This is a genomic window from Streptomyces tamarix (assembly GCF_032423885.1).
GTDB lineage: Bacteria > Actinomycetota > Actinomycetes > Streptomycetales > Streptomycetaceae > Streptomyces > Streptomyces tamarix.
This window is the reverse complement of sequence record NZ_JAWCTQ010000012.1, coordinates 33,475-58,210: the sequence shown is the minus strand read 5'-3', so window position 1 is coordinate 58,210 and position 24,736 is coordinate 33,475. Positions and strand designations below refer to the sequence as shown.

20 protein-coding genes and 1 pseudogene are annotated in these 24,736 nt (G+C 74.7%); 8 read left to right on the top strand and 13 right to left on the bottom strand.

All coding sequences use genetic code 11. From position 1 onward, the window contains the following. Nucleotides 1–97: 97 nt before the first annotated feature. From RND61_RS12260 to RND61_RS12235, 6 genes are all read right to left on the bottom strand, one after another. Nucleotides 98–982, bottom strand: coding sequence for an LLM class flavin-dependent oxidoreductase (locus RND61_RS12260; RefSeq protein ID WP_315877918.1), 885 nt, complete (start codon nt 980–982; stop codon nt 98–100). A gap of 427 nt (nt 983–1,409) precedes the next feature. Further along, nucleotides 1,410–2,738, bottom strand: a complete 1,329-nt coding sequence (locus RND61_RS12255) for an APC family permease (RefSeq protein ID WP_315877917.1) — start codon at nt 2,736–2,738, stop codon at nt 1,410–1,412. 175 nt (nt 2,739–2,913) lie between these two features. Further along, nucleotides 2,914–3,480 (bottom strand): VanZ family protein, encoded by a 567-nt coding sequence (locus RND61_RS12250; protein ID WP_315877916.1) that lies wholly within the window; start codon nt 3,478–3,480, stop codon nt 2,914–2,916. Between the two features lie 99 nt (nt 3,481–3,579). Next, nucleotides 3,580–4,800 carry a metal-dependent hydrolase family protein gene (locus RND61_RS12245; RefSeq protein WP_315877915.1) on the bottom strand — a complete coding sequence of 407 codons (1,221 nt, stop codon included), beginning with the start codon at nt 4,798–4,800 and terminating at the stop codon, nt 3,580–3,582. 37 nt (nt 4,801–4,837) lie between these two features. Then, complete coding sequence (locus tag RND61_RS12240; RefSeq protein ID WP_315877914.1) at nt 4,838–6,577, bottom strand: flavin monoamine oxidase family protein; 1,740 nt, start codon at nt 6,575–6,577, stop codon at nt 4,838–4,840. A 320-nt stretch (nt 6,578–6,897) separates the two neighbouring features. Continuing rightward, the gene (locus tag RND61_RS12235; protein ID WP_315877913.1) at nt 6,898–7,566 is read right to left on the bottom strand and encodes a hypothetical protein; all 669 of its coding nucleotides are present in this window, start codon (nt 7,564–7,566) and stop codon (nt 6,898–6,900) included. 1,037 nt (nt 7,567–8,603) lie between these two features. Here RND61_RS12235 and RND61_RS12230 point away from each other — a divergent pair. Both RND61_RS12230 and RND61_RS12225 read left to right on the top strand, forming a co-directional pair. Beyond that, a complete protein-coding gene (locus tag RND61_RS12230; protein ID WP_315877912.1) occupies nt 8,604–8,969 on the top strand; it encodes a response regulator transcription factor in 366 nt (121 codons plus the stop codon). A gap of 159 nt (nt 8,970–9,128) precedes the next feature. Further along, nucleotides 9,129–9,542: a hypothetical protein gene (locus tag RND61_RS12225; protein WP_315877911.1), complete on the top strand. Its 414-nt coding sequence runs from the start codon at nt 9,129–9,131 to the stop codon at nt 9,540–9,542. A gap of 237 nt (nt 9,543–9,779) precedes the next feature. On the opposite strand, the pseudogene RND61_RS12220 reads toward RND61_RS12225, so the two are convergent. From RND61_RS12220 to RND61_RS12210, 3 genes and pseudogenes are all read right to left on the bottom strand, one after another. Continuing rightward, nucleotides 9,780–10,827, bottom strand: a pseudogene (locus RND61_RS12220) (LLM class flavin-dependent oxidoreductase). Between the two features lie 76 nt (nt 10,828–10,903). Continuing rightward, nucleotides 10,904–11,326, bottom strand: a complete 423-nt coding sequence (locus RND61_RS12215) for a DUF6003 family protein (RefSeq protein WP_315877910.1) — start codon at nt 11,324–11,326, stop codon at nt 10,904–10,906. A gap of 133 nt (nt 11,327–11,459) precedes the next feature. Then, complete coding sequence (locus tag RND61_RS12210; RefSeq protein ID WP_315877909.1) at nt 11,460–12,707, bottom strand: SLC13 family permease; 1,248 nt, start codon at nt 12,705–12,707, stop codon at nt 11,460–11,462. 320 nt (nt 12,708–13,027) lie between these two features. Here RND61_RS12210 and RND61_RS12205 point away from each other — a divergent pair, with 320 nt between their 5' ends. Further along, a complete protein-coding gene (locus RND61_RS12205) occupies nt 13,028–13,477 on the top strand; it encodes an SRPBCC family protein (protein WP_315877908.1) in 450 nt (149 codons plus the stop codon). A 110-nt stretch (nt 13,478–13,587) separates the two neighbouring features. Here the strand turns inward: RND61_RS12205 and RND61_RS12200 are convergent, their stop codons facing one another. Next, entirely contained in the window at nt 13,588–13,845 is a 258-nt protein-coding gene (locus RND61_RS12200) for an HU family DNA-binding protein (RefSeq protein ID WP_315877907.1), read from the bottom strand. A gap of 298 nt (nt 13,846–14,143) precedes the next feature. Here RND61_RS12200 and RND61_RS12195 point away from each other — a divergent pair, with 298 nt between their 5' ends. The 4 genes from RND61_RS12195 to RND61_RS12180 all read left to right on the top strand — a co-directional run bounded on the left by RND61_RS12195 (nt 14,144) and on the right by RND61_RS12180 (nt 18,365). After that, nucleotides 14,144–15,028 carry an alpha/beta fold hydrolase gene (locus RND61_RS12195; RefSeq protein ID WP_315877906.1) on the top strand — a complete coding sequence of 295 codons (885 nt, stop codon included), beginning with the start codon at nt 14,144–14,146 and terminating at the stop codon, nt 15,026–15,028. A 742-nt stretch (nt 15,029–15,770) separates the two neighbouring features. Further along, entirely contained in the window at nt 15,771–16,868 is a 1,098-nt protein-coding gene (locus RND61_RS12190; protein WP_315877905.1) for a helix-turn-helix domain-containing protein, read from the top strand. Nucleotides 16,869–16,991: 123 nt separating this feature from the next. Next, complete coding sequence (locus RND61_RS12185) at nt 16,992–17,381, top strand: hypothetical protein (protein ID WP_315877904.1); 390 nt, start codon at nt 16,992–16,994, stop codon at nt 17,379–17,381. 168 nt (nt 17,382–17,549) lie between these two features. Further along, entirely contained in the window at nt 17,550–18,365 is an 816-nt protein-coding gene (locus RND61_RS12180; RefSeq protein ID WP_315877903.1) for an SAM-dependent methyltransferase, read from the top strand. A gap of 40 nt (nt 18,366–18,405) precedes the next feature. Here RND61_RS12180 and RND61_RS12175 read toward each other — a convergent pair whose 3' ends face one another. The 3 genes from RND61_RS12175 to RND61_RS12165 form a co-directional block, all read right to left on the bottom strand. Next, complete coding sequence (locus RND61_RS12175; RefSeq protein ID WP_315877902.1) at nt 18,406–19,227, bottom strand: helix-turn-helix domain-containing protein; 822 nt, start codon at nt 19,225–19,227, stop codon at nt 18,406–18,408. Between the two features lie 210 nt (nt 19,228–19,437). Beyond that, nucleotides 19,438–19,674 (bottom strand): DUF397 domain-containing protein, encoded by a 237-nt coding sequence (locus RND61_RS12170; RefSeq protein ID WP_315877901.1) that lies wholly within the window; start codon nt 19,672–19,674, stop codon nt 19,438–19,440. Nucleotides 19,675–20,741: 1,067 nt separating this feature from the next. After that, nucleotides 20,742–22,277: a hypothetical protein gene (locus RND61_RS12165; protein ID WP_315877900.1), complete on the bottom strand. Its 1,536-nt coding sequence runs from the start codon at nt 22,275–22,277 to the stop codon at nt 20,742–20,744. 842 nt (nt 22,278–23,119) lie between these two features. Here RND61_RS12165 and RND61_RS12160 point away from each other — a divergent pair. Next, the gene (locus tag RND61_RS12160) at nt 23,120–24,541 is read left to right on the top strand and encodes a vanadium-dependent haloperoxidase (RefSeq protein ID WP_315877899.1); all 1,422 of its coding nucleotides are present in this window, start codon (nt 23,120–23,122) and stop codon (nt 24,539–24,541) included. The last annotated feature ends 195 nt before the right edge of the window (nt 24,542–24,736 follow it).

Here is a 24,736-nt window from a genome sequence, read left to right as displayed (position 1 = left end):
TTTCGGATCCGGTGATGGGAGCGCTCCCATCATGGCGGCGCGTCCCCGCCGGGTCCAGTGGCCCGGCGGGGGAGGGGCGGGGAGCGGCGGGCTCGCGTCAGCGACCCAGCGCCGCCAGTGCCGCCCGCACCTGCTCCAGGGGGTCGTCGCCGACCGGGCGGAGCACCACCGTGTCGGCGCCCGCGTCCCACAGGGACTGGACGCGGGCGGCGGCGGACCGAGGGGTGCCGGAGGCGAGGAAGACGTCTTCGGGCGGGATCCCCAGCCAGTCGGAGTACTCGGCGCGCACGGGGGCCGTCGCCGCGGCGATCCGGTCCGGGGCGTCCTCCGCGACGCAGAGGTGGGTGAAGACGATCAACTGGTGGGCCGTGGGGGCGGCGGACGAGGACGCGCGGCCCGCCGCGATGTGGATGAGGGCGGCACGGACGGCGTCCGGGCCCTGCCCTTCGGCCATGATCGTGCCGTCGGCGCAGCGGCCGGAGAGCTCCAGGGAGCGGGGGCGTACGACGCCGGTGACGACGGGCGGGGGCTCGGCCGGCGGGTGGACCAGGCGCACCCCGTCGATGCGGACGGCGCGCCCGTCGACGTGCGCGGACTCGCCGCGCAGCAGCGTGCGCACCGCGGTGACGGTCTCCCCGAGCAGCGCCAGCTTGGTGGGGGTCGCCGCCCCGACCTGGGCCATCCACTCCGGGACGCCGTGGCCGACGCCCGCGACGAGGCGGCCGGGGAAGACCCGCGCCAGCGCGGCGAGTTCCATGGCGAGTAGGGCGGGGTTGCGCAGCGGCGCGGGCATGATGCCGATGCCGACCCGCAGCCGGTCGGTGGCCGTGAGCGCCAGGGCGGCGGAGGAGACGGCCCCGGCCCAGGCGAGGTCCTCGACGACCCAGAGGTCGTCCACGCCGAGGCTCTCCGCCTCGCGCGCGAAGTCCCTCAGTTCCTCCGGACGCTGGTCCCTGTCGAACATCACACCGATTCGGCTCATCGGAGCAGTATCGTCGGGCGCCCCGAAGTGGATCAAGCAGATTTCGGCCGGAGCGGCCCGTCGCCGGGACTCCCCGGACCGTCCGGCCGGGCGGCCCCCACGGTCGGGCGGTCCCCACGGTCGGGCGGTCCCCACGGTCGGGCGGTCCTCGCGGTCGGGGCCCGGAGACCGCGGCCCCGGCGCTCCTGCGCCACCGCCGTCCGGCGGCGCCCTCCTGCCCCGTGCCGACCCCACGCCCCGGGCCGGCCCCACGCGCCCCGGGCGCCGGCCCTTTGCCGCCCCGCGACGGCGACCGCGTCGTACGGGAGCCGGTGGACGGTGCCGTCGGCGTGCCGTCCCGGTGCGCGCGAACCGGCGGAACCCGGCGGCTACCCGCGCGCCCCGGACCCGCGCCCCGTCGTCCCGTACGGCCCGGCCTGCCCGGTGGTTACCCGCGCGAGCCCCGGTCCCGCGCCGCGCGTCCGGTGCCGCGCCGTGCCGCGACGACCGCGCCCAGCACCAGGCCCGTGCCGAGGACGACCAGCCCGCGCAGCCACACCGCGGCCTCGATCCGGGTGGCCAGCAGGACGCAGGAGGCGGCGCCGAGCACGGGCAGCACGGTCGGGACCCGGAAGTGGTCCGATCCGCCCGGGTCGCGGCGCAGCGCGAGGACCGCGGTGTTGACCGCGAAGAAGACCACGAGGAGCAGCAGGACCAGCGTGGAGGCGAGCGTGGCGACGCTGCCGGTGAGGGCCAGCAGCGCCGACAGGCCGGTCGTCGCCGCGATCGCGACCCAGGGGGTGCGGCGCCCGGGCAGCACCCTGGTGAGGACGCCGGGCAGCAGGCCGTCGCGGGCCATGCCGTACGTCAGGCGCGAGGACATGATCCCGGTGAGCAGCGCGCCGTTGGCGACGGCCACGAGCGCGATGGCGCTGAACAGCCACTCCGGCACCCCGCCCGCGGCCCTGACCACTTCGAGGAGGGGCCCGCTGGACCCGGCGAGCGTGTCCGTCGGGACGGCGGCGGACGCGGCGACACCCACCAGGACGTACGCCGCACCGGCCGTGACGAGCGCGGCGAACAGGGCGCGCGGGTAGGAGCGCCGGGGGTCCTGGGTCTCCTCGGCGACGTTCACGGAGGTCTCGAAGCCGACGAACGAGTAGTACGCCAGCACCGCGCCGCTCAGGACGGCCGCCGCGGCGCCCCGGTCCGCCGTCCCCAACTGGACGAGCCGGCCGGGGTCCCCCTCGCCCCGCACCAGGAGCCAGGCCCCGAGCACGACGATGACCGCCAGGCCGCCGACCTCGACGACGGTGGCGGCGACGTTCGCGCGGGTCGACTCGCGGATGCCCCGGGCGTTGAGCAGGGCCAGCGCCACCAGGAACAGCACGGCCACCGGACCGACGGGAACCGGGACGAAGACCGCCAGGTAGTCGCCCGCGAAGCCCCGGGCGAGCGCGGCCACCGACACGATCCCGGCGGCGAGCATGCAGAACCCGGCGAGGAACCCGGCGAACGGCCCGTAGGCGCGGGTCACGTAGTGCGCGGCCCCGCCGGAGCGCGGGTACTTCGTCGCGAGCTCGGCGTACGAGGCCGCCGTGAGCAGCGCCAGGACGAGCGCGACGGTCAGCGGCACCCACACGGCCCCGCCCGAGTCGGCGGCGATCTGGCCGATGAGGACGTACACGCCCGCGCCCAGGACGTCACCGAGGATGAAGAAGTAGAGCAGGCGCGTGGTCAGGGCCCGCTTGAGGGGTTGATCGTTTTCGGTCGGCATGACGCTCCGCTTTCCCTGCTCAGGGCGGTGACACGCGCGTCGGGCGGGCACTCCCGCCCCTTTGGCGGTGGGCGGGCGCGGCGGTGCCGGAGGGAACCCGTACCCGGGGCGGGCCGGGGCGCCGGGCCGGTGCCGGAGCGCGGCGTGCGGCGCGGCGGCCGGGAGGCACCGCCCGTCAGGCGGCGCGCCGGGTGAACCGGTGCCACCAGTGCCGGCGCCGGGGGTGGACGGCGCGGCCCAGCCTCCGGCCGAGCAGCAGGTACCCCAGCAGCGCCCCGGTGCTGTTGAGGATCACGTCGTCGACGTCGAAGGCCCGCCCGGTGATCAGCGCGCCCTGTACCAGCTCCACCAGCGTCATCACGACGGCGGTCGCCGCCACCACCCGCAGCAGGCCGCGCGCACGCGGCGCCAGCACGGGCAGCAGCAGCCCGAACGGCACGCCCAGCGCGATGTTCCCGCCGAGTTGCTTGACCGTGTCGCGGAAGGCGGGCTGCGCGAGGTACTGGCGGATGGAGTCGCCGGGGCGCAGGTTGCTGTGCGTCAGCCGCTCGGAGGCGAGGGACGGTTCCAGCGTCAACCGGGCCAACACCACCGCGAACCCCACCATGAACACGAAGGCCACCAGCATGGCCGCGACGCGGGCGCCCCGCGGCCACGTGGGGCCGGCGGGCCCCGCTCCGGGGTCGGGGGCCGCCTCTTGCCCCACCTGCTCGGCCGTGTCCCGCCGGACCCTCCACGCCATCACCGGCCCCCTCTCCGGGCTCTGCCTCCAGGGCCTTCGGCTACCCTCGGTACGGGGCCGCACACGCCCCGCCGGGCCGGCGCCGGCGAGTGCCGGGGGTCAGACCTCCCGGTGGCGGACGACGCCGTCCTTCATCACGAACCGGACGCGCCCGGTGGCGGTGACGTCCTGGAACGGATCGCCGTGGAGGGCGATCAGATCGGCGGTCGCCCCGGGGGCGATCCGGCCGAGGTCGGGCCGCCCCAGGAGGTCGGCGGCGACGGTGGTGGCGGCACGCAGCGCCCGCAGGGCGGTGAACCCGTGGGCCAGCAGGGTGGGGAACTCGCGCCAGTTGTCGGCGTGGGGGAACATGCCGGCGTCGGTGCCGAAGGCCACCGCGACCCCGGAGCGGGCCGGCCGCCGCAGCCCGGCGCGGAGCGCGGGGGCGTACGCGCGGTACCGGGCGCGCATGGCCGGCGAGCCGCTCCAGAAGCCGTCGTCGTCCAGCCGGTCCAGGAAGTACGTCTGCACGTACTGGGTGGGAACGAGGTGGACCCCCTCCCGTTCCATCAGTTCGTACGCGGCGTCGGTCGCCAGGCAGGCGTGCTCGACGCTCCGGACCCCCGCGTTCACCGCCCGGGTGACGGCCTCGTCGTTGAAGGCGTGGGTGGCGCACGGCAGGCCGAGGTCCCGGGCGGTCGCCACCAGGGCGGTCACCTCGGCTTGCGAGTAGGCCGTGCTCGACGGGGCGTCGGCCGGTGAGGAGAAGCCGCCGCTGCCCGCGAACTTGATCCAGTCCGCCCCGGCCCGCGCCTGCTCCCGCACCGCGCGCCGGATCTCCTCCGGGCCGTCGGCGACGGTGCCGATCTGGACGCCGTAGCGCTGGCTGAGGTCGGGTCGCTTGTCGCCGTGGCCCGAGCGGGGCGACAGGATGTTGGGCGCCGCGAGCACGCGCGGCCCCTCGACCAGCCCGTCCTCCACGGCCCGCGCCAGCGACACGTTCAGCGGCAGGTGCGCCCCGCCGAGATCCCGCACGGTGGTGAACCCGCCCGTGAGCAGGGCGCGGAGCGCGGGCACGGCGGTGAGGACCTGGTAGCCGACCGGCGCGGTCTCCGCCGCCTCGTCCAGCAGGTGGACGTGGCAGTCGATGAAGCCGGGCGTGAGGGTGCAGCCGGGAAGGTCCACGGTGAGGGCGCCGGCCGGCGGGGGGACGCGGTCGCCGATCTCGGCGACGCGCCCGTCCCGCACGAGGACGCGCGGGCCGGCCACGGGAGCGTCGCCGACCGCGTCCCAGACCCGGTCCGGTCGCAGCAGGACGTCTCGGTGCGGATGATCGCTCATGGAAACCTTTCTGCGGGGGCTCACGGGGGAGCGGCGGCTACGGATCGAAGGCGAGGGGCGTGTAGTCGGGGTCGTCCCAGACGTCGCCGGGCCCGGGGTTCCCCGGCTCGTGGCGACCGCCGAGCAGGCGCAGCACGCCCCACGCGGCGTTGATCCCCGAGGCCAGCGCGTGGTCGAGCCAGCCCGGCGACCAACTCGTGTCGTCGCCGGCGAGGAAGAGGGCGTTCCGCGGTTCGCCCGGTACCGCGGGCTTCCCGGCGAAGTCCTTCATGAAGTGGGCGAACAGGTCGCGCACGTACGGGGCTTCGCCCGGGCGGGAGAAGCGGCACAGCCCGCGGAAGTGGGGTTCGCTCTCCCACGAGATCGTCACGGCCTCCGCCGTGTCCGCGCGGCGCGCGAGCTCGGGGGCGACGTCGGGGTGGATGCGGGCGAGGTCGCGGACGAAGAGGCGCACCCGGTCGCGGGGGCCGGAGGGGGAGACCTTCACGGCGTCCTGCGCCCAGGTGAAGGAGAGGTCGAGCACCGCCCGGCGGCCGCCTTCCCCGCGCGGCGGGCCGTAGTCGACGGTGTAGGCGGCGCGCGGCAGCCGGTCGGTGAGGGTCACGCCGTCGAGGGAGGTGCCCTCCCAGAACGGGCGGTCCAGCACCAGGGCCGTCTTGGAGGAGGGCCAGTAGCTGAGCCGGCGGACGGCGCGCCACAGGCGCGGACCCAGCGGGGACCGCCCCGGGGCGGTGGACCGGAGCTCCACGTTCGTCTCCAGCAGGTGCAGCTGCGGGGTGAAGACGGCCGCGGCGAACCGTTCGGCGCGGCCGTCGGCGCTGTGCACGACGACGCCGCGGTCGCGGTCCTCCTCCACCTCCACCACGGTCACGGCGGGCCGCGGCGCGCCCCCGTTGATCTCTTCGAGGCTGGTGGGCCGGCCGCCGGGGGAGGGGGACCGGTGGGTCCAGAACCCCTCGGCCAGGGCGCTGATCCCCTCGCGGGGGTAGTACTGGGTGCCCCCCTCCGTGCAGAGCAGCAGCCGGAGGACCTCCACCATGCTGAGGTCGAAGAAGCTGTCCCAGGCGGCGGGGCCGACCCCGGCGGTGCCCAGCAGGCGGGCCTGGTCGTGGGTGAGCCCGGCTCCGTCGGGGTCCCGCAGGAAGCGGTAGAAGGTCCACTGTTCGTACTCCCGCACCAACCGCGTCCAGCGGGCGCGCAGCGAGGCCAGGTCACGTGCCGCGACGTCGCGCTGCACCTGCTGCAGGCCGATGCGGGTGAGGGCCTGCCGCCACCGCGTGTGGCCGCGGCGGAAGCCGTCGTCCAGGTCGTGGAGGTCGGTGATCTCCTCGACGGGGTACCGCTTGCCGTCGACGTCCCACACGGTCACCGGGGTGGTGCCCTTGGCGTAGTTCTCGCGGAAGGGCTCCCAGTGCATGCCGAAGGCGTCGGCGTACTGGCGGAGGAGCCGGGCGGAGTCGGGGAAGCGCATGCAGCCGAGCTCCACGACGGCGCTGTCCGCGGGGTCCAGCCGGCGGCTGTACATGCGTCCGCCCAGCCGGCGTCCGCCGGGCCCGTCCTCGCTCCGCTCCGCCTCGTACAGCACGGGCCGGCAACCGGCCCGCATCAGCTCGTAGGCGGCCGCGAGTCCGCTGCCGCCGGCGCCGATGACGGCCACGGGGGTGCCGAGCGCCGTCTCGGGGAGACGGCCGACCCGCCGGTCACCGGCGACGTGGGCGGCGTAGTCGAAGGGGAAGTCGACCTGCAGGTCGCAGGCGGGTGGGGGCGTGGAGTCCATGGCGCTCAGCGCTCCTCGTCGTGCAACGTCTTGCCGCGTCTTGCCGCGGTTCGGGCCAGCGGGCGGGGCCGGGGGCCGGGACGGGGTGCGCGGCGGCGTGCCGGCCGGCGGTCTCCGGGAGGCGCCCGGCCCCCGCCGGTCGGCTCCGGGCGCGTCCGGCCCCCGGCACGGGGGTGCGGGGCGGAAGCCCGGTGGACCTCCGGCCCCCGCCCGGGCGCCGGGCCACCACGGGCGGGTGCCCGGTCCCGAACGGGCGGCGCCGCGGCAGCCGGCCGCCGCGTGGCCGGGGGCCCGCCCGTGCGCCCGGGCCGTCCGGCCCCTCAGTGGTCCGGGTGTCCCGTGCCCGAGGCCACGGACCGCCACCAGGCCCTCAGGGCCGGTTCCATCCGCACCGCGCTCCGGGCGATCCACTCCTCGCGCTCGCCCCGCGCCAGCCCGTGGTCGATGACCTCCAGGACACCGTCCGCGACCTCCGGCGGATTGTGGCGGTAGGCGTCGACGTAGTCGACGATCTCCCCCGGCACGTCGGGGAGTTCCCGCAGGACGTCGCCGAGCGCGGCGCAGGTGTTGCACCACAGGGTGAAGTCCGTGCGGGCCAGCAGGGCGGCCTCCGCCGCCCCGGCGTGGAGCGCCACCCAGGAGATGAACTCGGTGAACCGGCGCACCGGTTCGGCGACCGGCGCGGTGCGCATCTCGTCCGCGGACAGGCCCACGGAGGCGGCGGCGCCGGAGACCATCCGGTGCCGCGCCTTCATGAGCTCGTGGGACACGAAGGCGAAGAAGCCGCCGGGCACCTCGTGCGGGTAGCGGGAGAGCAGGAGGCCGTAGGCGGTGAACTCCGCCTCCTGCGACTGGAACTCGGCCAGGGCGAACCGCCTCAGATGCGCCTTCTCGATCTTCCCTTCGCGGGCCAGGGCGATCAGCTCGTTGCTCCGGACGTGGTCGGCGACGTTCGCGCCGACCGCGTCGATGAACTCCGTGGCTGCCATGGGGAATCCTCCTCGGGGATCAGGGGTGCGGGGTGCGGGGTACGGGCGGGGGTGGCGCGACGGCGGGGGCGGCGGCGTCCTCCCGGGGACCGGCCGCCGCGACGCGCTCCCCGGCGAGCGGCGGCGGCCCCTTCCCGTCGCGCCGCTCCCGTCCCTTCCGCGCACCGTGCGCGGCGGTCGTGGGAGTCGGCTGCGGAACGACGCCCCCGCCGGTTCGCGCCACGGGCGCGGGCGGACGGGCCGGCGGGGTCCCTCCCGGGCCGGTTCCCCGGGAGGGTGGGCACGGGGCTCGTCCACCTGGCCCGGACCGCTCGCCACGGGACGGGGAGGGGCGCCCGCCACGCCACCGCGAGAACGTTTCCGTCCCTTCTCTTTCCGCGCTTCGAAGGCTTCCGGGGAAATCGCGGAGAAAAGCGGCAGTGGATGCGGCACGACCCGTCCCTCTTCCTTCGTGCTGAACAAGACGACCCGTCACGGATAGCCCGTGGAGGGATCTGCATGCCTGCGCCGCGGCGGTACCTTCGGGCTGGTCCTCCCGGGAAAAGCACGGCTGCGTGCGTTTTCGGCGGGTCTGCCCGTGCCGATTCGGCTTCCCGCCGTCCCGTGTCCGCGCCGCGTACCGCCTGGTCCCTTGAGACCGATACGAAGGGGCGGGAAACCGTCGTCGGAACGACACGGGCGGAAGATTCCCCGCCGCCCTTGCCCAGCACTTTTCCCTCTGTCATCACACGCGTCACACGAGTGGCACCGCATCCCTGTGGACGCTGCGGGGACGTCGAGGGGGAGGCCCCGGAAAACTTCCGGGCGAGCGTGTCCGGCTGTTGCTTCGCTGCGGCCGGAAGGGGTATCACGGCGTAAAGGCGCCGGCGCACCCCCTCACTCCGCCATCCGCGCGATCCCACCAGGAAAGAAAGCGATCTTCCCCCATGCCAGATCCACACAGACAGGCGGACGGAGATCACGCGCACGTGTGCTCCGATTGCCTCGGGTGCGACCTGTTGTCTTCCCTCCAGGAGATCATTCACATCCTGGTCAGGATGGAGCAGGGAAAGAGTTGCGAACACGAAACCGAAGCGACCGGCCGTGAACTCCCCTGCGCGTCCGACCGGGAAAGCGGAAAACGCGGCGGGGGAGCGCCCTGGGACCGGCTCACCGATCGGGAAAAGCAAGCAGTGGAATTACTGATGACCGGAGCGTCCAACCGCATCATCGCGAAGAGGATGGGTCTCTCCGAGCGCACGATCAAGAATCACCTGCAGTCCGCCTACCGGAAGTTACGGGTGCACAGCCGCTCGGAGGCGATACTGAAGCTGCTGGGCCCGGCCGACCGGCGTCGCGCTCCCGCGCCCCCGGATCCCGGCGAGCGCGCCGGGAGCCCTTCCCCGCCGCCGGACGGCGACTGAGGGCCGTCCCGGGTCGGCCGTCCTGCGGCCGGAGCGCCGAACGGGCCGGCGTGTCGCGGCGGAACCGCGAAAGGGAACGGGTGAGTACTCGTACTCATGTGCGATGCCGTTGTGCCCCGGCAGACTTCGGGGCCCGTGACGGATCGACGAGGAGTGACGATGAGAGCGACGAGGAAGGCCCGGGCCGTGACGGCGCTGGCGACCCTGGTGCTGACGGGCGCGGTGGCGGGGCCCGCCGCCGCGTCGACCGGCGCCCTGCTGCCCCACCCCGGTCCGGAGGGCCTCGTGTGGGTGGGGGAACGCGTCGGAGACGGCGGAGTGGCCTCGGGGGGCGCCTGGGAGGGGCTGCCGACCGTGCTCACGGTGGCGTGCGAGGGCGGCGACGTACGGGTGGTGATGGAGTCGCAGGGGACGGAGGTCGCCGCGTTCACGGTCGCCTGCCCGGCCGGGACCGCCGGGGTGGGCTCGGTGGCCATGGACGCCGGAGTGGTCCGCTCGGGATCCTTCTTCGTCTCCGTCGACGCCTCGACGGAGACGGTCCGGTGGGCGCTGACCGTGACGCAGCCCGAGTAGCGTCCGCCGGGCCCGGCCGTCCGCCCGCGAAGCCCCCGCGAAGCCCCCGCGATCCGCCGGAGCTCCGCCGGTGCTCCGCGCGGCGGGACGGCCCCGGCCGGTGCGCGCGCCCCCGCCGACCTCCGCGCCGGCACCGTGGGAGCGGACCGCGGGCGGTGATTCGCCGGCCGGGCGTCCGCCCCTCCCCGGGGGCGGCCCGTACCGGGCCGGCACCGCCGCTGCCGGGCCCCGGGCCGGTCAGGCGAAGACGGGCATGATCTGCTCGTGGACGAGGCGCAGTTGGGTGTCGACGTCCGCCACCCCGTCCAGGTCCCTGCCGGTGAACGCGTGCACCAGCCGGCGGTCGGTGACGGCGCAGATGACGTGGTTCACCCCGCTGGGGGCGATCTGGGTGCGGATCTTCTCCGCGCACTCGGCCGGGGTGCCCGCGACGGACAGCCGTTCGGCGACCTCCGGCGTGGTGAGCTCGATGCCCCTGGCCAGGTCGCCCCCAGCGATCGCCCGGATCACGGGCTCCAGCTCGGCGGGGTCGACCCCGTTGCGGCGCAGTTGCTCCTCCGGCATGGAGGAGGCGTAGATCCCCACCATGCTGCGGGCCGCCTCCTTGGCCCGCGCGGAGTCGGGCCCGGTGGCGAACACGACCCAGGCGCCGATGTCCAGGGAGCGCCAGTCCTTGCCCGCCCGCTCGGCCCCCGCCCTGATGTGGCGAACGGCGTACTCGTAGGCTTCCGCGGTGTAGCTCAGCGCGTGATGGCACCCGTCGGACAGCTCGCCCGCCGCCTCGAAGGACCTGGGCCCGCGCATCGCGCCCAGTTTGAGGGGCACCCGCCGCTGGACGGGCCGGGCGAAGGTGAACAGCCCCTCGTACGTGTAGAACTCGCCGTGATGGGTGATGGTGCCTTCGTCCAGCAGCGTCCGCACCACGTGCAGCGCTTCCTTGACCCGGGACAGGGGGCGGGTGCGGGCCCAGTCGATGCCGTACTGGGCGAGCAGCCCGAAGTTGCCGCTGGACAGCACGGCTTCCGCGCGCCCCGGAGAGCTCGTCGGGCGTGGCCAGCGCCTGCGCGATCAACGTCGGCTCCCGCAGGGTGACCGGGGAGACGCTCGGCCCCAGACGGATGTTCCGGGTCTGCCCGGCGGCGACGGCGAACAGCAGCCACAGGTCCTTGTGCCACGTCTCGTCGGCGGCGTAGCAGGCGTGGAAGCCGAGCTCGTCGGCGAGCCTGATGGAGGCCAGCGAATCCTGCAGGGGATAGTCGGGCAGCAGCGCGTGACTGAACTTCACGGGCGTCTCTCCGTTCGTCCTCGGTCGAGCGGTCAACGAGCCGGTGCCCAGCCCGGTCGCGCGGCGGGCCGCCGTGTCACCGGGCGGCGGCCGCCACGGTCGCGGGGTCCTCGCCGGTCAGCTCCACGATGCGCTCCAGGGGCACGCCGGCCGCCACCGCCCGGCCGAGCAGGGCGTCGCGGCCGTCCGCGCTCTCCCGGTAGGCCAGGAGCTGCCGCTCGACGTCGGCGAGCGCCTCTGGGGCGCCGTGGTGCCGCAGCCGGCTCAGCTCCTCGTCGCTCAGCGGGACCGGCAGCCGCTCCGCCTGCTCCGGAATGGCCGCCGTCTCCTCCGGCGGCACCAGCCGCAGCCGCGGGGATGTGACCGTGACGCCGTACGCGTCGAGCCACGCCCGTACGGCGGGGGTCTCCAGGCACGCCAGGTCGCCGACGGAGGTCGGCGGCACACCGAGCGGCGGCGTCGTGTCGTCCAGCAGGAACAGGTAGGCGTCGTCGGTCACCTGCGGCTCCTTCGGGGGCAGTGGCGAGGGCGGTCGTGGTCCTCCTACCCCATCACGGCCCGATCATCGTCGGCGGGAGCCGCGCGGGCGCACGGGCCCGGTCGGGCGCGGACGCGGGCCGCGCGGGCCCCGGTCAGGTGCCGACGAGCGCCAGAGACACCCACAGGGCGAGGGTCGAGGCGAGCAGGGCGGCGGGGACGGTGAGCAGGCCGAGGAGGGTGAACTCCCCCAGTTCGACGCCGTGGCCGTGGTGGTGGGCGATGCGCCGCCACAGCAGGGTGGCCAGGGAGCCCGCGTAGGTGAGGTTGGGGCCGATGTTGACGCCCAGGAGGACGGCCAGGACCGCGCCGGGGCCGGAGGGCGCGGCCAGCGGGACGAGGGCGAGGACGGCCGGCAGGTTGTTGATCAGGTTCGCGAGCAGCGCGGCGAGCGCGGCGGTGCCGAGCAGCGCGGGCAGCGAGGTGCCGTCGGGCAGTACGGCGCCGAGGGCGGGGCCGAGCCCGTTGTCGACCACGGCCCGTACGACGATGCCGAGGGCGAGGACGAAGGCGAGGAACGGCAGGGCGGCGGAGCGCACGATCGCGGTCGGGGTCGTGCGGCGCCGGGCCAGGGCACGGACGGCCATCACCGCCGCGCCGGACGCCGCGACCCAGGCCGGGTCGACACCGGCCGCGGAGGCCGCCGCGAACCCGCCCAGCGTCGCCGCCACGGTCACCAGCGCGAACAGCGGAAGCTCCGGCGCCTCCCGCCCCTCCACCGGCTCGGCGGGCGCGTCGAGGTCGGCGGCGAAGAAACGGCGGAAGACGGCGTACTCGACCGCGATGGCGGCCAGCCACGGCAACAGCATCAGCAGCGCGAAGCGGGTGAAGGTCAGGCCCGTGGCGGTGAAGGCGAGCAGGTTCGTCAGGTTCGACACCGGCAGCAGCAGGGAGGCGGTGTTGGACAGGTGGGCGCTCGCGTAGACGTGGGGCCCGGGTCGGGCGCCCATGCGGGCGGCGGTGGCGAAGACCACCGGGGTCAGCAGGACGACGGTGGCGTCCAGGCTGAGCGCGGCGGTGATCAGCGAGGCGAGGAAGAAGACCGCACCGAGGAGCCGGCGCGGGCGGCGGTGGGCCCAACGGGCCATCCAGGTCCCGCAGGCGTGGAAGAGGCCCTCGTCGTCGCAGAGCTTGGCGAGCACCAGGACCGCGGCCAGGAACCCGATCACCGGCCCGAGCCGGGCCGCCTCCTCCCGCACGGCGTCCGGCCCGATCGCGCCGGTGGCGACCACCAGGGCGGCGGCGGGTACCGCGAAGGCCGCCTCCGGCCAGCGGAAGGGACGGACCACGGCGCAGACCAGCACCACGACCAACGCGGCGACGGACAGGGATTCGAGCAGCATGTCTCCGATCATCCGGGCCGCCCCACCGGCCCCGGCCGCCACCCCTGCCCCGCACGGCCCGGGCCGGGGGCAGGCGGAGCGGCCGGGCCCCGGCGGCCCGCACGGCACCCCCTCCGGGACACGGGGCCCCCGGCGGGAGCCGGCCCCTCCCTGGGCGCCGCCCTGTCCGCCCGGCCCGCCCGGCCCGTTCGGCCCGACGCGTCGGGGAAGGCCCCTTCGGACGTCATGACATCCGGGGACGGGGGTATACGCCAGTCTCCGGCAAACGGAACCCGCGGCTCCCGGGCAGGGGCCGCGCCGACCCAGAGGAGGACTTCCCCATGTCGCAGGTCGAGGAATCCGTCACGGTCAACGTCCCGGTCCGCACCGCGTACGACCAGTGGACCCAGTTCGAGACCTTCCCCCAGTTCATGGAGGGCGTGGAACGGATCGAGCAGCGCACCGACACCCTCACTCACTGGACCACCAAGGTGAACGGGGTGGAGAGGTCGTTCGACGCCGAGATCACCGAGCAGATCCCCGACGAGCGGGTGGCCTGGACGACCGTGGACGGCGACGTGAAGCAGGCCGGCGTCGTCACCTTCCACCGCATCGACGACACCACCACCAAGGTCATGCTCCAGATGGACTTCGACCCCGACGGCTTCGCGGAGACGGTCGGCGACAAGCTCGGCTTCGTCAAGCGGCGGGTCACCGGTGACCTGGAGCGGTTCAAGACCTTCATCGAGAGCCGTGGCACCGAGACCGGCGCGTGGCGCGGCGAGGTCTGACCCGCCGCGCGCCCGCAGCGCCGCCGCGCCCGCCCGCACGCCGGGCGGGCGCGGCGGCGCGTGCGGACACCCGCACGCCGGGACGGCGGACGTCCCGCCTCACGGGCGGGTCAGCCGACGTCGCCGTTGAGGTACTCCGTCAGCGCCTGCCCGGGCCGCAGGACCGCCGTCCCGTCCTCGACGTGGAAACTGCCGAAGCCCATGAGGCTGACGGCCTGGTCCCGCCGGAGCGCCTCGGCCAGGGTCCCGGCTTCGGTGACCGTTCCGAACAGGGCCTCCAGCACCCGCCCGACGTCGTCGGCCGAGACCTGCCCGCCGTGCTCCGCCGCCTTGCGGGCCGTTGCCTCCGCCAGCGCTGACCTGTCCACGAGCAGCTCCAAGATGCGACACCGGGTGGTGGGGTGGCCGCGACCGCCGGGGCGGCCGGGCCCTTCGACGCTAACGGCGGAACCGCCCGGCGCGCACGGCCGGAGGCCGCGCGGCACGGCCGAACGGAGCACCCGGGCACCGGGCCGGCGTCACCGGGCGGGCCGCGCGGGCGTCGTCCACCGCTCCGCCCCGCCGAGGGGGACGCGACCCGCGCCCCCTCGTCCGTCGCCGCACCGCCGGCCGTGTGGACGTGGTGATCCGGGGCAGACGGCGGGCAGGCCGACACGAGGGGGTCAGGTGTTCGACGACTTCACGCTGGCGCGACGCGAGGGGGACGGGGCCCGGTTACGGGTGCGCTACGGCGGCAGCGGCCCGGCGGTGCTGCTCCTGCACGGCCACCCGCGCACCCACGCGACCTGGCACCGCGTCGCCCCGCTGCTGGTCGCCGCCGGCCACACGGTGGTCTGCCCCGACCTGCGCGGCTACGGCCGGTCCTCCAAGCCCCCGACCGACCCGGAGCACCGCCCGTACTCCAAGCGCGCCATGGCCGGGGACTGCCTGGCGCTGATGCGCGGCCTGGGGCACGAGCGGTTCGCCGTCGTCGGCCACGACCGCGGCGCGTACGTCGCCACCCGCCTCGCCCTCGACCACCCGGAAGCCGTCCTCGCGGTGAGCGTGCTCGACGCCGTGCCCATCGGGGAGGCGCTGCGGCGCTGTGACGCGGCGTTCGCCGCGAGCTGGTGGCACTGGTTCTTCCTCGGGCAGACCGCCAAGCCCGCCGAACGGGTCATCAACGCCGATCCGGACGCCTGGTACAAGGCCACCCCGGAGCAGATGGGAGCCGAGGCGTACGAGGACTACCGCCGCGCCGTCCACGACCCGGCCACCGTGCACGCCATGTGCGAGGACTACCGGGCCGGCCTGGGCGTCGACCGGGAGCACGACGACGCCGACCGCCGGGCCGGCCGGCGCATCGCCTGCCCGGTGCAGGTCCTCTGGGCGACCCGCGACGACATGGTCGACCTCTACGGCGACGTGCTGGGCGTGTGGCGCGACTGGGCGGGAGGCCGGTTGGAGGGAGGCCCGATCGAATCCGGCCACCACATCGCCGAAGAGGCGCCCGAGGCGCTCGTCCACGAGCTGTGCCGGTTCTGGCGGGCCGGGGCGGGGGGCCGGGCGTGACCGGGCGGAACGGAGCCGGGCCCGCGCGGCCGGTCGCCGCCTCCGCCGACCCCGCGCAGGGGCGCCCTCCCGGTGAAGCGCTGCCGGGGAACTGAAATTGCACCCTGTTATTGCAACTCGCAATAGCACAGCCCCAGAGCCATGTCACGTTTCTTTGACGTATGCCACATTAGGAACTGACGTACAGAAAGACAGTCGCTGAGACGACAGTCAACCGGCAAAGACGGTTTGCTTCCGATCAAAATCGATCATTCGTTGAAATGCCCACGCGCGTGGGAGTGCCGATCTCGGAACGCGCGTTCGACACTCGACAAGGGGCGGCCGAAGCGGGACCCCGGACCAACACCCCTGCGCGTGGCGAAAGAGTGAAGCGAAGCGGTACGTTCATCAGCGCCAAGAGGAGGGGCCGGGCCCGCGCATCCGCCGATCGGCACCCCGGGCCCTCCGTTGACCGGCCCGCTCGTCCAAGGAGGTCCCTTGTGGAAGCCGCGTCGTTCCGGCTCCCGCACGGGGAGGCCGGCGGGGCGTGACAGCGGCGGGGGAGCCGGCGGCTCGCACCGGCGCCGTGCCCGGGTCGTCACGCTCTCTCCCGACGTGCTCGCGCCGCCACCGGCGGCCCCCGTGACGCCTGTCCGACGCGCACCGTCCGCCGGACGGCCCCGGGCGGCCGGACGATCGTTCGCCGCCCCCGGAGCGATCAGGGTTCGGGCATCCGCGCAGGGCGAAGTCCTGAGGGAGGACCATGGGCAACACATCCCCGACGCCGACGACCTGCCTGCACTGCCGGGCACCCCTCCCGCGGACGGCGGGACCCGGCCGGCCGCGTGCCTACTGCGACCGGAACTGCCGGCGCCGCGCCCAGCGCCGGCGGCGCCAGGAAGGCGGCGCACGCCGCCCCGGGCACCACTTCCCCGCGGCGCTGGGCATCGCCCAGGACCTGCAGACCGCGGTGGCACGCCTCCTGGAGCTGGAGCACGCGCACGAGGACCTCGCCGGTCTGCTCGCCCAGGTGCGCCACATCGGCGCCGAACTGGACCACTACGCCGCCGCGGCCGTCAGCGACGCCCGCTCCCGGGGAGCCGACTGGGAGGAGGTGGCCCGGGCGGCGTGCCAGAGCCGGTCGACGGTCCGGGCCCGCTGGGGCGAGGCGGTCGTCGACCGGCTTTTCCGCAACCGGGCGCAGGAGCGCTCCGCGCGCCCCGGCCGAACGCCGGCGCCACCCGCGGCCCGCCACGAACTCCTCGCGCACACCGGGGCGCCCGCACCCGACGCCGCCCAGGTCGCCCGGCGCGCCTCGCGGAAGGTCGCTTCCGCGCTGTCGTTCCTCCACCGGCACAGCGCCCTGTCCGTCGAGGACGTCGCCGAGCGGACGGGCCTGTCACCGTCGTACGTCTCCGGGGTCCTCTCCGGCGAGCGGCTGCCCCCGTGGACGGCCGTGCGGCTCCTGGCCGAGGTGTTCGGCGCCGACCCCGCCGACCTGCGTCCGCTGTGGGAAGCGGGCCGGGGCCTCGCCCGGCCGACCGGACCACCGCTGCGCGAAGCGGTGGCGCGCCTGTCCGGCGCGCTGCGCGGCACGTACCTGGCGGCCGGCTGCCCACCGTACGAACGCGTCGCCCGCGCGAGTGCCGGCCTCCTCCGGGCCGACACGGTCGAGAACGCCCTCACCGGACGCACGGTGCCCTGCTGGGAGACGACGAGCGCGCTGCTGACCGCCCTGCACGCCCCGCCGGGAGACCTGCGCGGCCTGTGGGAGGACGTCGACCACGCCTTCCTCGTCTGCCTGGCGGCCCCGCCGCACGACGGCCCCCTGCCGGACCACCTCACCCACCCGGACGCATAACGCCCCGTCCCCCCAGGAGCCCTCTTGCTCCGTGCCAGAGGACGAAACGCCATGGTCCCGAGCCACCTAGCACATGACCGGAGGGGCAAGCCGGATCTCGGCCAACCACCGTCCCCCCGCGTCGTGACGATCTCCCTCCCGGTCGAGTACACCGCCTTCTGCCTGCTCTACCAGAACGTCTACCACCGGTACGCCGCCCAGCGGTTGCGGGACGTTGCGACCGCACGGGCCTGCGTCGAAGGCGCCCTGGGCGAGCTGGTCACCATCTGGCCCTCCGTCCTCAGCAGCGCGCGCCCCTCCGCCGTCGCCTGGAGGGTCCTGTGCACCTGGGTGAACCGCGCCGTGGGCGGCGGCAGGGGCACCCCGCTGCCGGCGCCCGTCGCGGACGCCGTGCTCCTGCGCGACGAGCTCCACTTCCCCAAGGCAAAGATCGCGGCCGTCATGGGGCTGGACGAGGCCGCCGTCACCGCGCACCTGCGCACCGCGGCCCGCATGGCGTCGGGAAAGCCCTGACGCGCGCCGCCGGACCGGCCGCACCGGCGCGGCCGTGCCCGGATCCTGACCGAAACGCCGTCCGCAGAACGGGTACCGCGGCCCGGGACCTACCCCGTCCCCTCACCGCGTCCCTAGCATTGGCCCCTTCCTGCCGAAGCTCCAACCGATCGACGCGGCGAGGTCCGGATGCGCGGGGAACCGCTGAGCCCGAAAGACATCGACGTCACCACCCCCAGTGTCGCGCGCATGTACGACTACCTGCTGGGTGGCGACGACAACTACGACTCGGACAGAAAGGCGTGCGAGGCCCTCCTCGCGGAACTGCCCAGTACGCGCGAACTCGCCCTGAACAACAGGCTGTTCCTCCAGCGCGTCGTGCGCCACCTGGCCGCGGAGCGCGGCATCGACCAGTTCATCGACCACGGCTCGGGCCTTCCCACCCGGGACAACGTGCACGAGGTCGCCCAGCGGGTCCACCCGGAGGCGTCCGTCGTCTACGTCGACAACGACCCGATCGTGCTCGCCCACGGACGCGCCCTGCTCGCGACGAACCGGCACACGACGGTCCTCCAGGCCGACATGCGGGACACCGACTCCATCTTCGAACACCCGCGAACGCGCCGGCTCATCGACTTCTCACGGCCGGTCGCCGCCCTGTTCGTCTCGGTCCTGCACTGCCTCCCCGACGCGGACGACCCCGCGGGCCTGGTCCGCGACGTGATCCGGAGGCTCGCCCCGGGAAGCTGCCTGGTCATCTGCCAACTCGTCAGCGAGCACCCGCGCGTACGGGCCTTCGTCACCGACTTCATGCACCGCACCACCCAGGGGAACTGGGGCCGGGTCCGGGAGGAGGACGAGGTCCGCGCCTACTTCCAGGGGCTCGACGTCATCGACCCGCCCGGGCTCGTCGAGGTCTCCACGTGGCTGCCGGACAACGATCTCGCACCCCGGCAGAAGACCTTCGAATGGAAGGAGTGGGGGGGAGTGGGCATCGTGCCGTGACGCGCCCGGCGCGGCTCGTCGCCGGGGCGCGCGGCGGCGGTCACAGCAGGTTCTTCATCTCCTCGAGCGACTGCTCGGGGGTCAGGGCGCACGCCGCCAGCCGGTCCAACTGCATCTGGTACTTCTTGACGTGCTGGGGGTCCTGGCTGAACACCGAACCGATCAGGTGCTCGATGTAGACGGAGCTGGCCAGGTCGGACCGGGCGAACTTCAGGTGCGTGACGTTGTTGCCCAGCGGAACCTGCTGCGTCGCGGCCATCCGCGCGATCTGCAGGACGATGCCGGGATGGTCCGCGCAGCTGACCAGGTACTCGATCTGGGCGCGCAGGGCCGCGGGGTCGCCGAAGTCGCGCAGCAGGACGGACTCGTCGATGAGCGCCCACAGCACGGGCCCGTCCGGCTCCCACAGGTGCTGCTTGCGCGCGTTGCGCAGCTCGGCACGCCGGTCGACCTCGCTGGGCAGCAGGTCCGGATGCTCCAGCCGGATGACGGCGCGGGCGTAGTCGGGGGTCTGCAGCAGGCCGGGCACGTAGAAGTGCTCGTAGGTGCGGATGCGTTCGGCGGCCCCCTCCAGGGCCAGGAGCGGCTGGAAGAAGTCCGCCGCGACGTCGCTCCACGTCTTCCACCACTCGGGCCGGTGGCAGAGGCGGACCAGGGCCATGAACTCGTCGACGTGCTCGGGGTCGCGGACCCGGTACAGGTCCAGCAGGCTCAGCGCCTCGGCCTCCCGGCAGGCCGCCTGGCCCGTCTCCACACGGCTGGTCCGGAACTTCGAAATGCCCAGCGCCCGCTCCACGTCCCGGGGGAGCAGCTTCGCCTGCTCGCGCAGACGGCGGAGCTTGTTGCCCACGATCAGCTTCACCGCGGTGGGGTGCTCCTCGACCCGCCCCAGCGGACCGACCAACGGCTGCCGCCGTTCGGGCGGCCATGCCGCCGGCCGTATGCGGGGAGAGGACCGGACTGGTTCGGCTGCTCCCACGGGCGGGACTCCTTTCGCGCGCACCGGTTACGGAGCGCCAGTATCTCGCCGTGAGAAGCAGCCGAAACGAATGATCTGCTTTCTAGCCGGTTTTCAGTCGACTACGAAATCGAACTCGCCGTCCTTGATCCCGGCGAAGAACGCCTCCACCTCCCCGCGGGTGTAGACCAGCGCGGGTCCTTCGGGGTAGCGCGAGTTCCTGACCGCCATGCCGCCCCCCGGCAGGGCCGCGATCTCCGCGCAGTTGCCCGAACCGTTGCTGTACTTGCTCTTCTTCCAGACAACACCCGGAATCAGATTCGCCGCCACGCCGTTCTCGACGCCCTTCATCGCAGGATCCCCTCGCTCTGGTACCAGTGGTTCCAACCCCCGCGACCGTCATGCGCAATCTCGTCTGCAATTGCACGGCGGGGTGGACGGGAGACACTACTCTCAGCCACGCGAAGCGGCCGGGGCGTTCGAAGAGAACGCCTCACGGGGGCGTGAGCAGTGGTGACGGCGGCAGAGGGCGAAACCGCGGAAGACGGCAGCGGGGGTAGGAATACGGCCCGGTACGCAGGCGCGTTTGAATGGCCGGTTCGGGACTCTCGAACGAGTGATTGGATGCGAGGGCTCGAACTGGGCACCCACCCGACCGGATTCACCGCCCGCGCACTCGACCCGTCTCCCCGGAGCACGGGACGGGCCCGGTACCGCTGTGGCGCTGTCCGCGCCGGTGGAACCCGCTCGACCTCGGCCCCACGGCGACCCCCGTCGTCAGCGAGCCGGACACCGACGCCGTGCGTCACCCCTCCGGAGAGCCGCGCCCGCCGGCCGGAGGTCTTCGTCTCCGGCGACGAACTCGTCCGCTCCGTCACCGACACGGACCCCCGGCCGCCCCGCCGGAGGGACGACGGCCTTCCGGCCGACGGGGGACGCGGCCTCCACGTCGTGACGGTCCCGAGCACCTCCCGGGGCCGGAGCCCCGCACCCCTCCCGGGAGAGACCGTGCGGGCGGGCCCCTCCGGGGCCGGCCCGCGGCGCCGCGATGAGACGGGCCCCGCACGGGCGGGGGCGGACCGGCGCGCGACCGGTGCCCCGGCGGACCGGGAGCGCCGCCACCGCCGTCGAGCTCCACGCCCCGGCCGGGCCCGGAACGAACCGCCGGCACGGGGAGCCGCGTTCCCCCACCCGTCCGGAGGGGCGGTCCGGGGGCGCCGCGCGTGGCGTCCCACCTGCGGTGGGGACCGGGAGGAGCACGACGGGCGACCGCGCATCCCCGACACCGCGTACGAGATGCGTGAGGCGTCGGCGCGCGTTTTCCCGCCGGGCGGCGCGGTGGCCGGCGCGCCGCGTGGCACCGGGCCGCGCCGGGCGGGCCGCCCGCGCCCCGGAGGACTCCCGGGCGGTAACGCGTCTCAGGGCTTCGCCGACGGCGACACGAGCACGCGGAAGTCCGGCCGGCGCGGCAGGTCGGGCAGCGGGTGGGAGGGCCAGCCGCGCGCGTACGCGGGGGCCGGACGGCCGTGGGACAGCAGCACGGCGACCGGCTGCCGCAGGGCCGTCCGCGCGAGGCCCGCCGGGGTGATGCTCGCGTCGGGGCCGCCCGGCTGCCGGGAGGCGCAGCCCGCGCGGTACGCCAGGCGGACGGCCTCCTCGCCGGTCACGACGCACGGCGGCCGCACCCCGTGCGCCCGCAGCACGGCGACGATCCGCGCATGCGTCACCGTGTCGGCGCGCACCCGCCGCGTCACCGAACCGAGCACCGTGTACTGCACGAGCAGGTGTCCGGCGAGCGCGAGCGCGCACAGGCCGACCAGGGCGGGCCGCCAGGCGGTGCGGAGGCGCACGAGCCGCACCAGGAGCACGGCGACCGGCAGGGCCAGCAGGGCGTAGGCGGGGAGCAGGAAGCGGGGCGCGGCGTAGTCGACGGTGAACAGGTACGGCAGCGCGAGCACCAGCCCGGTGACGGCGGCCGCGTTCACGGCGGTGCGGTGGGGGGTGCGGACGGCCGCCCGCACACCGCCCGCGACCAGCAGGGGCAGGGCCAGGAACCACAGCGCGGTGACCGGATGCCGCCACGGCACGTCGCACGGGCGGCACAACGTACGGCCGCCCAGCGCCCGGACGTGGTCGTCCACCGCGACGTACCAGCCCAGGCCGCCCTGGATCTCCCCGGCCCGCCGCAACCGCGCCGCGAGACCGCCGTAGCGCACGTACGCCTCGACCAGCCACTCGGCGCCACCCGCGAGCGCGCCCGCGGCGAGCACGCACAGCAGCACCGGCCGCCGCCACGCACGCACCAGCAGGGAGGCCCCGGCCAGCGGGAGGACGAGCCACACGGCGTCCGGCGGGCGCATCAGCGCCACCCACCCCACCGCGACGCCCAGGCCCACGAGAGCCCGGGAGTCACCCGGGTCACGGACCGCGCGCAGAAAGAAGCCCGCCGCGGCCAGGGCACCGTAGGCCACCCACAGGTTCGGCATCGCCTGCGGCCCGTAGTACAGCGTGAACCACAGGGTCGCGAACAGCGCCCCCGCCAACGCCAGGACCGGCGCCGGGAGCAGCGCGCGCCATGCCCGCAGGGCGAGGAACAGGCCGACGCCGGACAGCACGGCCAGCCACACCCGCAACGCGCCCGTCGAGGTGGTGACGGCCGCGACGGGCGCGGCGAGGAAGGTGATGCCGCGGGCGCGCGGCGCGCTGAAGAACGCCGCCGGCCCCTGCCGGCCGACCTGACTGACGTACACGGTCTCGTCCCAGCCCAGCCCCAGACCCGGCGCCACCAGCGTCAACTGCGCCGTCACGAACACCGCCGCCACGGCGGCCGGCCACAGCCGGGCGCCGGCGGGCCCGCCGCCCGAACGTGGCCGCGCGTCGTGCCGTCCGGTGTGCGGCAGGCCGGCCGGACCGTGGTCGGGCGGGGAACCGGGCAGCAGACGGGATTCCCGCATGGCATGACCTCACCGGTACCGGGCCGGGACCGTCCCGGCCCTCCTGCTCCCACCCTGGGCGCGCCGGACGCCGTTCACCACGCAGGCGCTCCATCCAGCCCAACGCCCCCGGACCGCCGTTCCCGCCACCACTTCCCGGGCCGCTGCTCCCGCCCCCGGACCACCACCCCCGCCGCCCCCGGATCGTCGTTCCCACCCCCGGACCGCCGTTCCCGCCACCCATTCCCGGGCCGGCCGTCCGGCACGGTTCGGGGCCGTGACCGGCCCTCGCCCGCGCGTCCACGTGCCGGATTCCCTCTCCTGCGACTTTTCCGCCGAACCGGCAGAACATCCGTGATTTCCCCTCACACCCGCACGCCCTGAAATGAGCGATTCTTCTCCCGTGATCTCCGGAATGGGACGCTCCTCTATGTGATTCCGGCCAGGGGCGCACGCGGTCGTTGACAGGATTTGTCGAATACGGCGACCATCCCACCCGAACGCGCGTTCCAGGGGGGCATCGTGACCGGATCCGCATCGGAAGGGCGGACGCCGCCGATTCGGCGTGCGGCGTTCAGCCGCGACCGCCCCGGCACCATCCGGACCGCCGCACGGGAGCGCGCACCGCGCACACCTTCGTAAAGGAGCGGGAATTGCGTCACAGAACTCCGGCCGGCGCCCACGGCGAGGGTGCCGGCCCCCTCGTGTCCACCCCGGCCGCGTCGAATCCACCCGCTTTCCGGCGGCGCCGGTGGGCCCGGTCCGCGGCGGCCCTTCCCGTGGCTTTCGCGGCCCTCTTCGCCTCCTCGTCGCTTCCCTCCCCCCAGGCCGCGGCCGCACCGCGGCCATCGGCGCGGGCGACGGTGACGGTCGACAAGGACCACGTCATCTACTGGAACAAGGTGTTGCTGCGGACGTTCCGCCAGGTGACCGGTGCGAGCGCGGCACCGACCGAGTTGGCCCGCGCGAGCGCCATGGTCCACACGGCGATCTACGACGCGGCCAATTCCGCGAAGTGCGTACGGGCCGTGGGATGCCTCGGAGAGCCGTACCTCGTCAAGGTTCCGCTCCGGGCGGGGTCGGCCCCCGATGTCGACACCGCGATCGACTACGCCGCCTTCCGCGTCCTGATGGACGTGTGGCCCGCGTTCGACTTCACGGCGGACCTCGACGCGGCCCAGGCGGCCCTTCCTCCGACCGTCACGGACACCGCGCGCGCGGACGGCGCCGACGTCGGCACCCGGGCGGCCGAGGCCATGATCCAGGCCCGGGTGGGCGACGGCGCCGGCGCCGCCACCGTGTACCCCGGGAGCACCCAACCCGGTTTCTGGCGGCCCACGGGTTCGGGCGCGGCCGTCACGCCGGGCTGGGGCCGGGTGAGGCCGTTCGCGCTGCCGGCGGTCGACCAGGTCCTGCCCCCGCTCCCGGCGGGCAGGACGTCGATGCCCGAGCTCCTGGCCAGTCCCGAGTACGCCGCCCAGGTGAACGAGGTGAAGCGGCTCGGCGGGACCACGTCCTCGGCGCGCACGCCCGACCAGACCACGGCGGCCTTCTTCTGGGCCAACGACCTCGACGGGACGTACAAGCCCATCGGGCAGATCTTCGCGAACACCCAGACCGTCGTCGCCCAGAACAAGCTGCAGACGTCGGGAACGGCCAAGCTGTTCGCCCTGCTCTCCCTCGCGCTCGCCGACGCCGGAGTCGCCGCGTGGCACGCCAAGTACGAGACACCGATCGACCTGTGGCGCCCGGAGAGCGCCATCAACCTGGACGACGACGGCAACGCCGAAACCGCCGCGGACCCGTCCTGGCGCCCCCTGTCGAAGGACCGCGGAGGCCAGAGCTTCAGCCCGCCGTTCCCCGCCTACGTCTCCGGGCACGCGACGTTCGCCGGAGCCTGGGCGAAGGTCATGTCCTTCTGGTTCCGCGGGGACGCGATGACCTTCGACGCCGGTACGGAGGACCCCCACGCCCAAGGGGTCATCCGCCGGTTCGGCAGCTTCTCGTCGGCCGCCCGCGAGAACGCCCTCGCGCGCCTCTGGCTCGGGGTCCACTACCGCTGGGACGCCGAGCAGGGACTGGCCACCGGTGACAAGGTCGCCGACCACGTGACCGCCCGTCACCTCGGCATGAACACCGCCACCGACTGGGTGTCGTTCGGAACCGCGTACAACAAGGACACCTGCCCGGCGCAGGGGCAGAAGCTGATCGACGAGCACAGGTGGTCGCAGTACCGGTGCGACGTCCTCGCCGACGGGGCCACCTTCCGGCTGTCGGTGAAGTGACCGCGCCGACGGGGCGCGGCCACCCCGCCGCGCCCCGGGGCGAGCCCGGAGGAGCGGCGGACCCCGGCGCGCGGGGGCGGTGACCCGCCGTCCGCGCGCCCGCCCGACGTACGGCCGGCCACCGCCGCCGGGCGGGACGACGCCCCGTCCCGCGGCGCCGTGTTGCCCGTGGTACGGCGGTTCCACAGGGGACGC

Bases quoted from the DNA above. Each gene is read 5' to 3' on its own strand.
- RND61_RS12255 (WP_315877917.1), bottom strand. From the start codon at position 2,738: ATGCCGACCGAAAACGATCAACCCCTCAAGCGGGCCCTGACCACGCGC.
- RND61_RS12225 (WP_315877911.1), top strand. From the start codon at position 9,129: ATGAGAGCGACGAGGAAGGCCCGGGCCGTGACGGCGCTGGCGACCCTG.
- RND61_RS12235 (WP_315877913.1), bottom strand. From the start codon at position 7,566: ATGGCAGCCACGGAGTTCATCGACGCGGTCGGCGCGAACGTCGCCGAC.
- RND61_RS12170 (WP_315877901.1), bottom strand. From the start codon at position 19,674: ATGAAGGGCGTCGAGAACGGCGTGGCGGCGAATCTGATTCCGGGTGTT.
- RND61_RS12250 (WP_315877916.1), bottom strand. From the start codon at position 3,480: ATGGCGTGGAGGGTCCGGCGGGACACGGCCGAGCAGGTGGGGCAAGAG.
- RND61_RS12210 (WP_315877909.1), bottom strand. From the start codon at position 12,707: ATGCTGCTCGAATCCCTGTCCGTCGCCGCGTTGGTCGTGGTGCTGGTC.
- RND61_RS12230 (WP_315877912.1), top strand. From the start codon at position 8,604: ATGGAGCAGGGAAAGAGTTGCGAACACGAAACCGAAGCGACCGGCCGT.
- RND61_RS12240 (WP_315877914.1), bottom strand. From the start codon at position 6,577: ATGGACTCCACGCCCCCACCCGCCTGCGACCTGCAGGTCGACTTCCCC.
- RND61_RS12165 (WP_315877900.1), bottom strand. From the start codon at position 22,277: ATGCGGGAATCCCGTCTGCTGCCCGGTTCCCCGCCCGACCACGGTCCG.
- RND61_RS12190 (WP_315877905.1), top strand. From the start codon at position 15,771: ATGGGCAACACATCCCCGACGCCGACGACCTGCCTGCACTGCCGGGCA.
- RND61_RS12245 (WP_315877915.1), bottom strand. From the start codon at position 4,800: ATGAGCGATCATCCGCACCGAGACGTCCTGCTGCGACCGGACCGGGTC.
- RND61_RS12260 (WP_315877918.1), bottom strand. From the start codon at position 982: ATGAGCCGAATCGGTGTGATGTTCGACAGGGACCAGCGTCCGGAGGAA.
- RND61_RS12180 (WP_315877903.1), top strand. From the start codon at position 17,550: ATGCGCGGGGAACCGCTGAGCCCGAAAGACATCGACGTCACCACCCCC.
- RND61_RS12205 (WP_315877908.1), top strand. From the start codon at position 13,028: ATGTCGCAGGTCGAGGAATCCGTCACGGTCAACGTCCCGGTCCGCACC.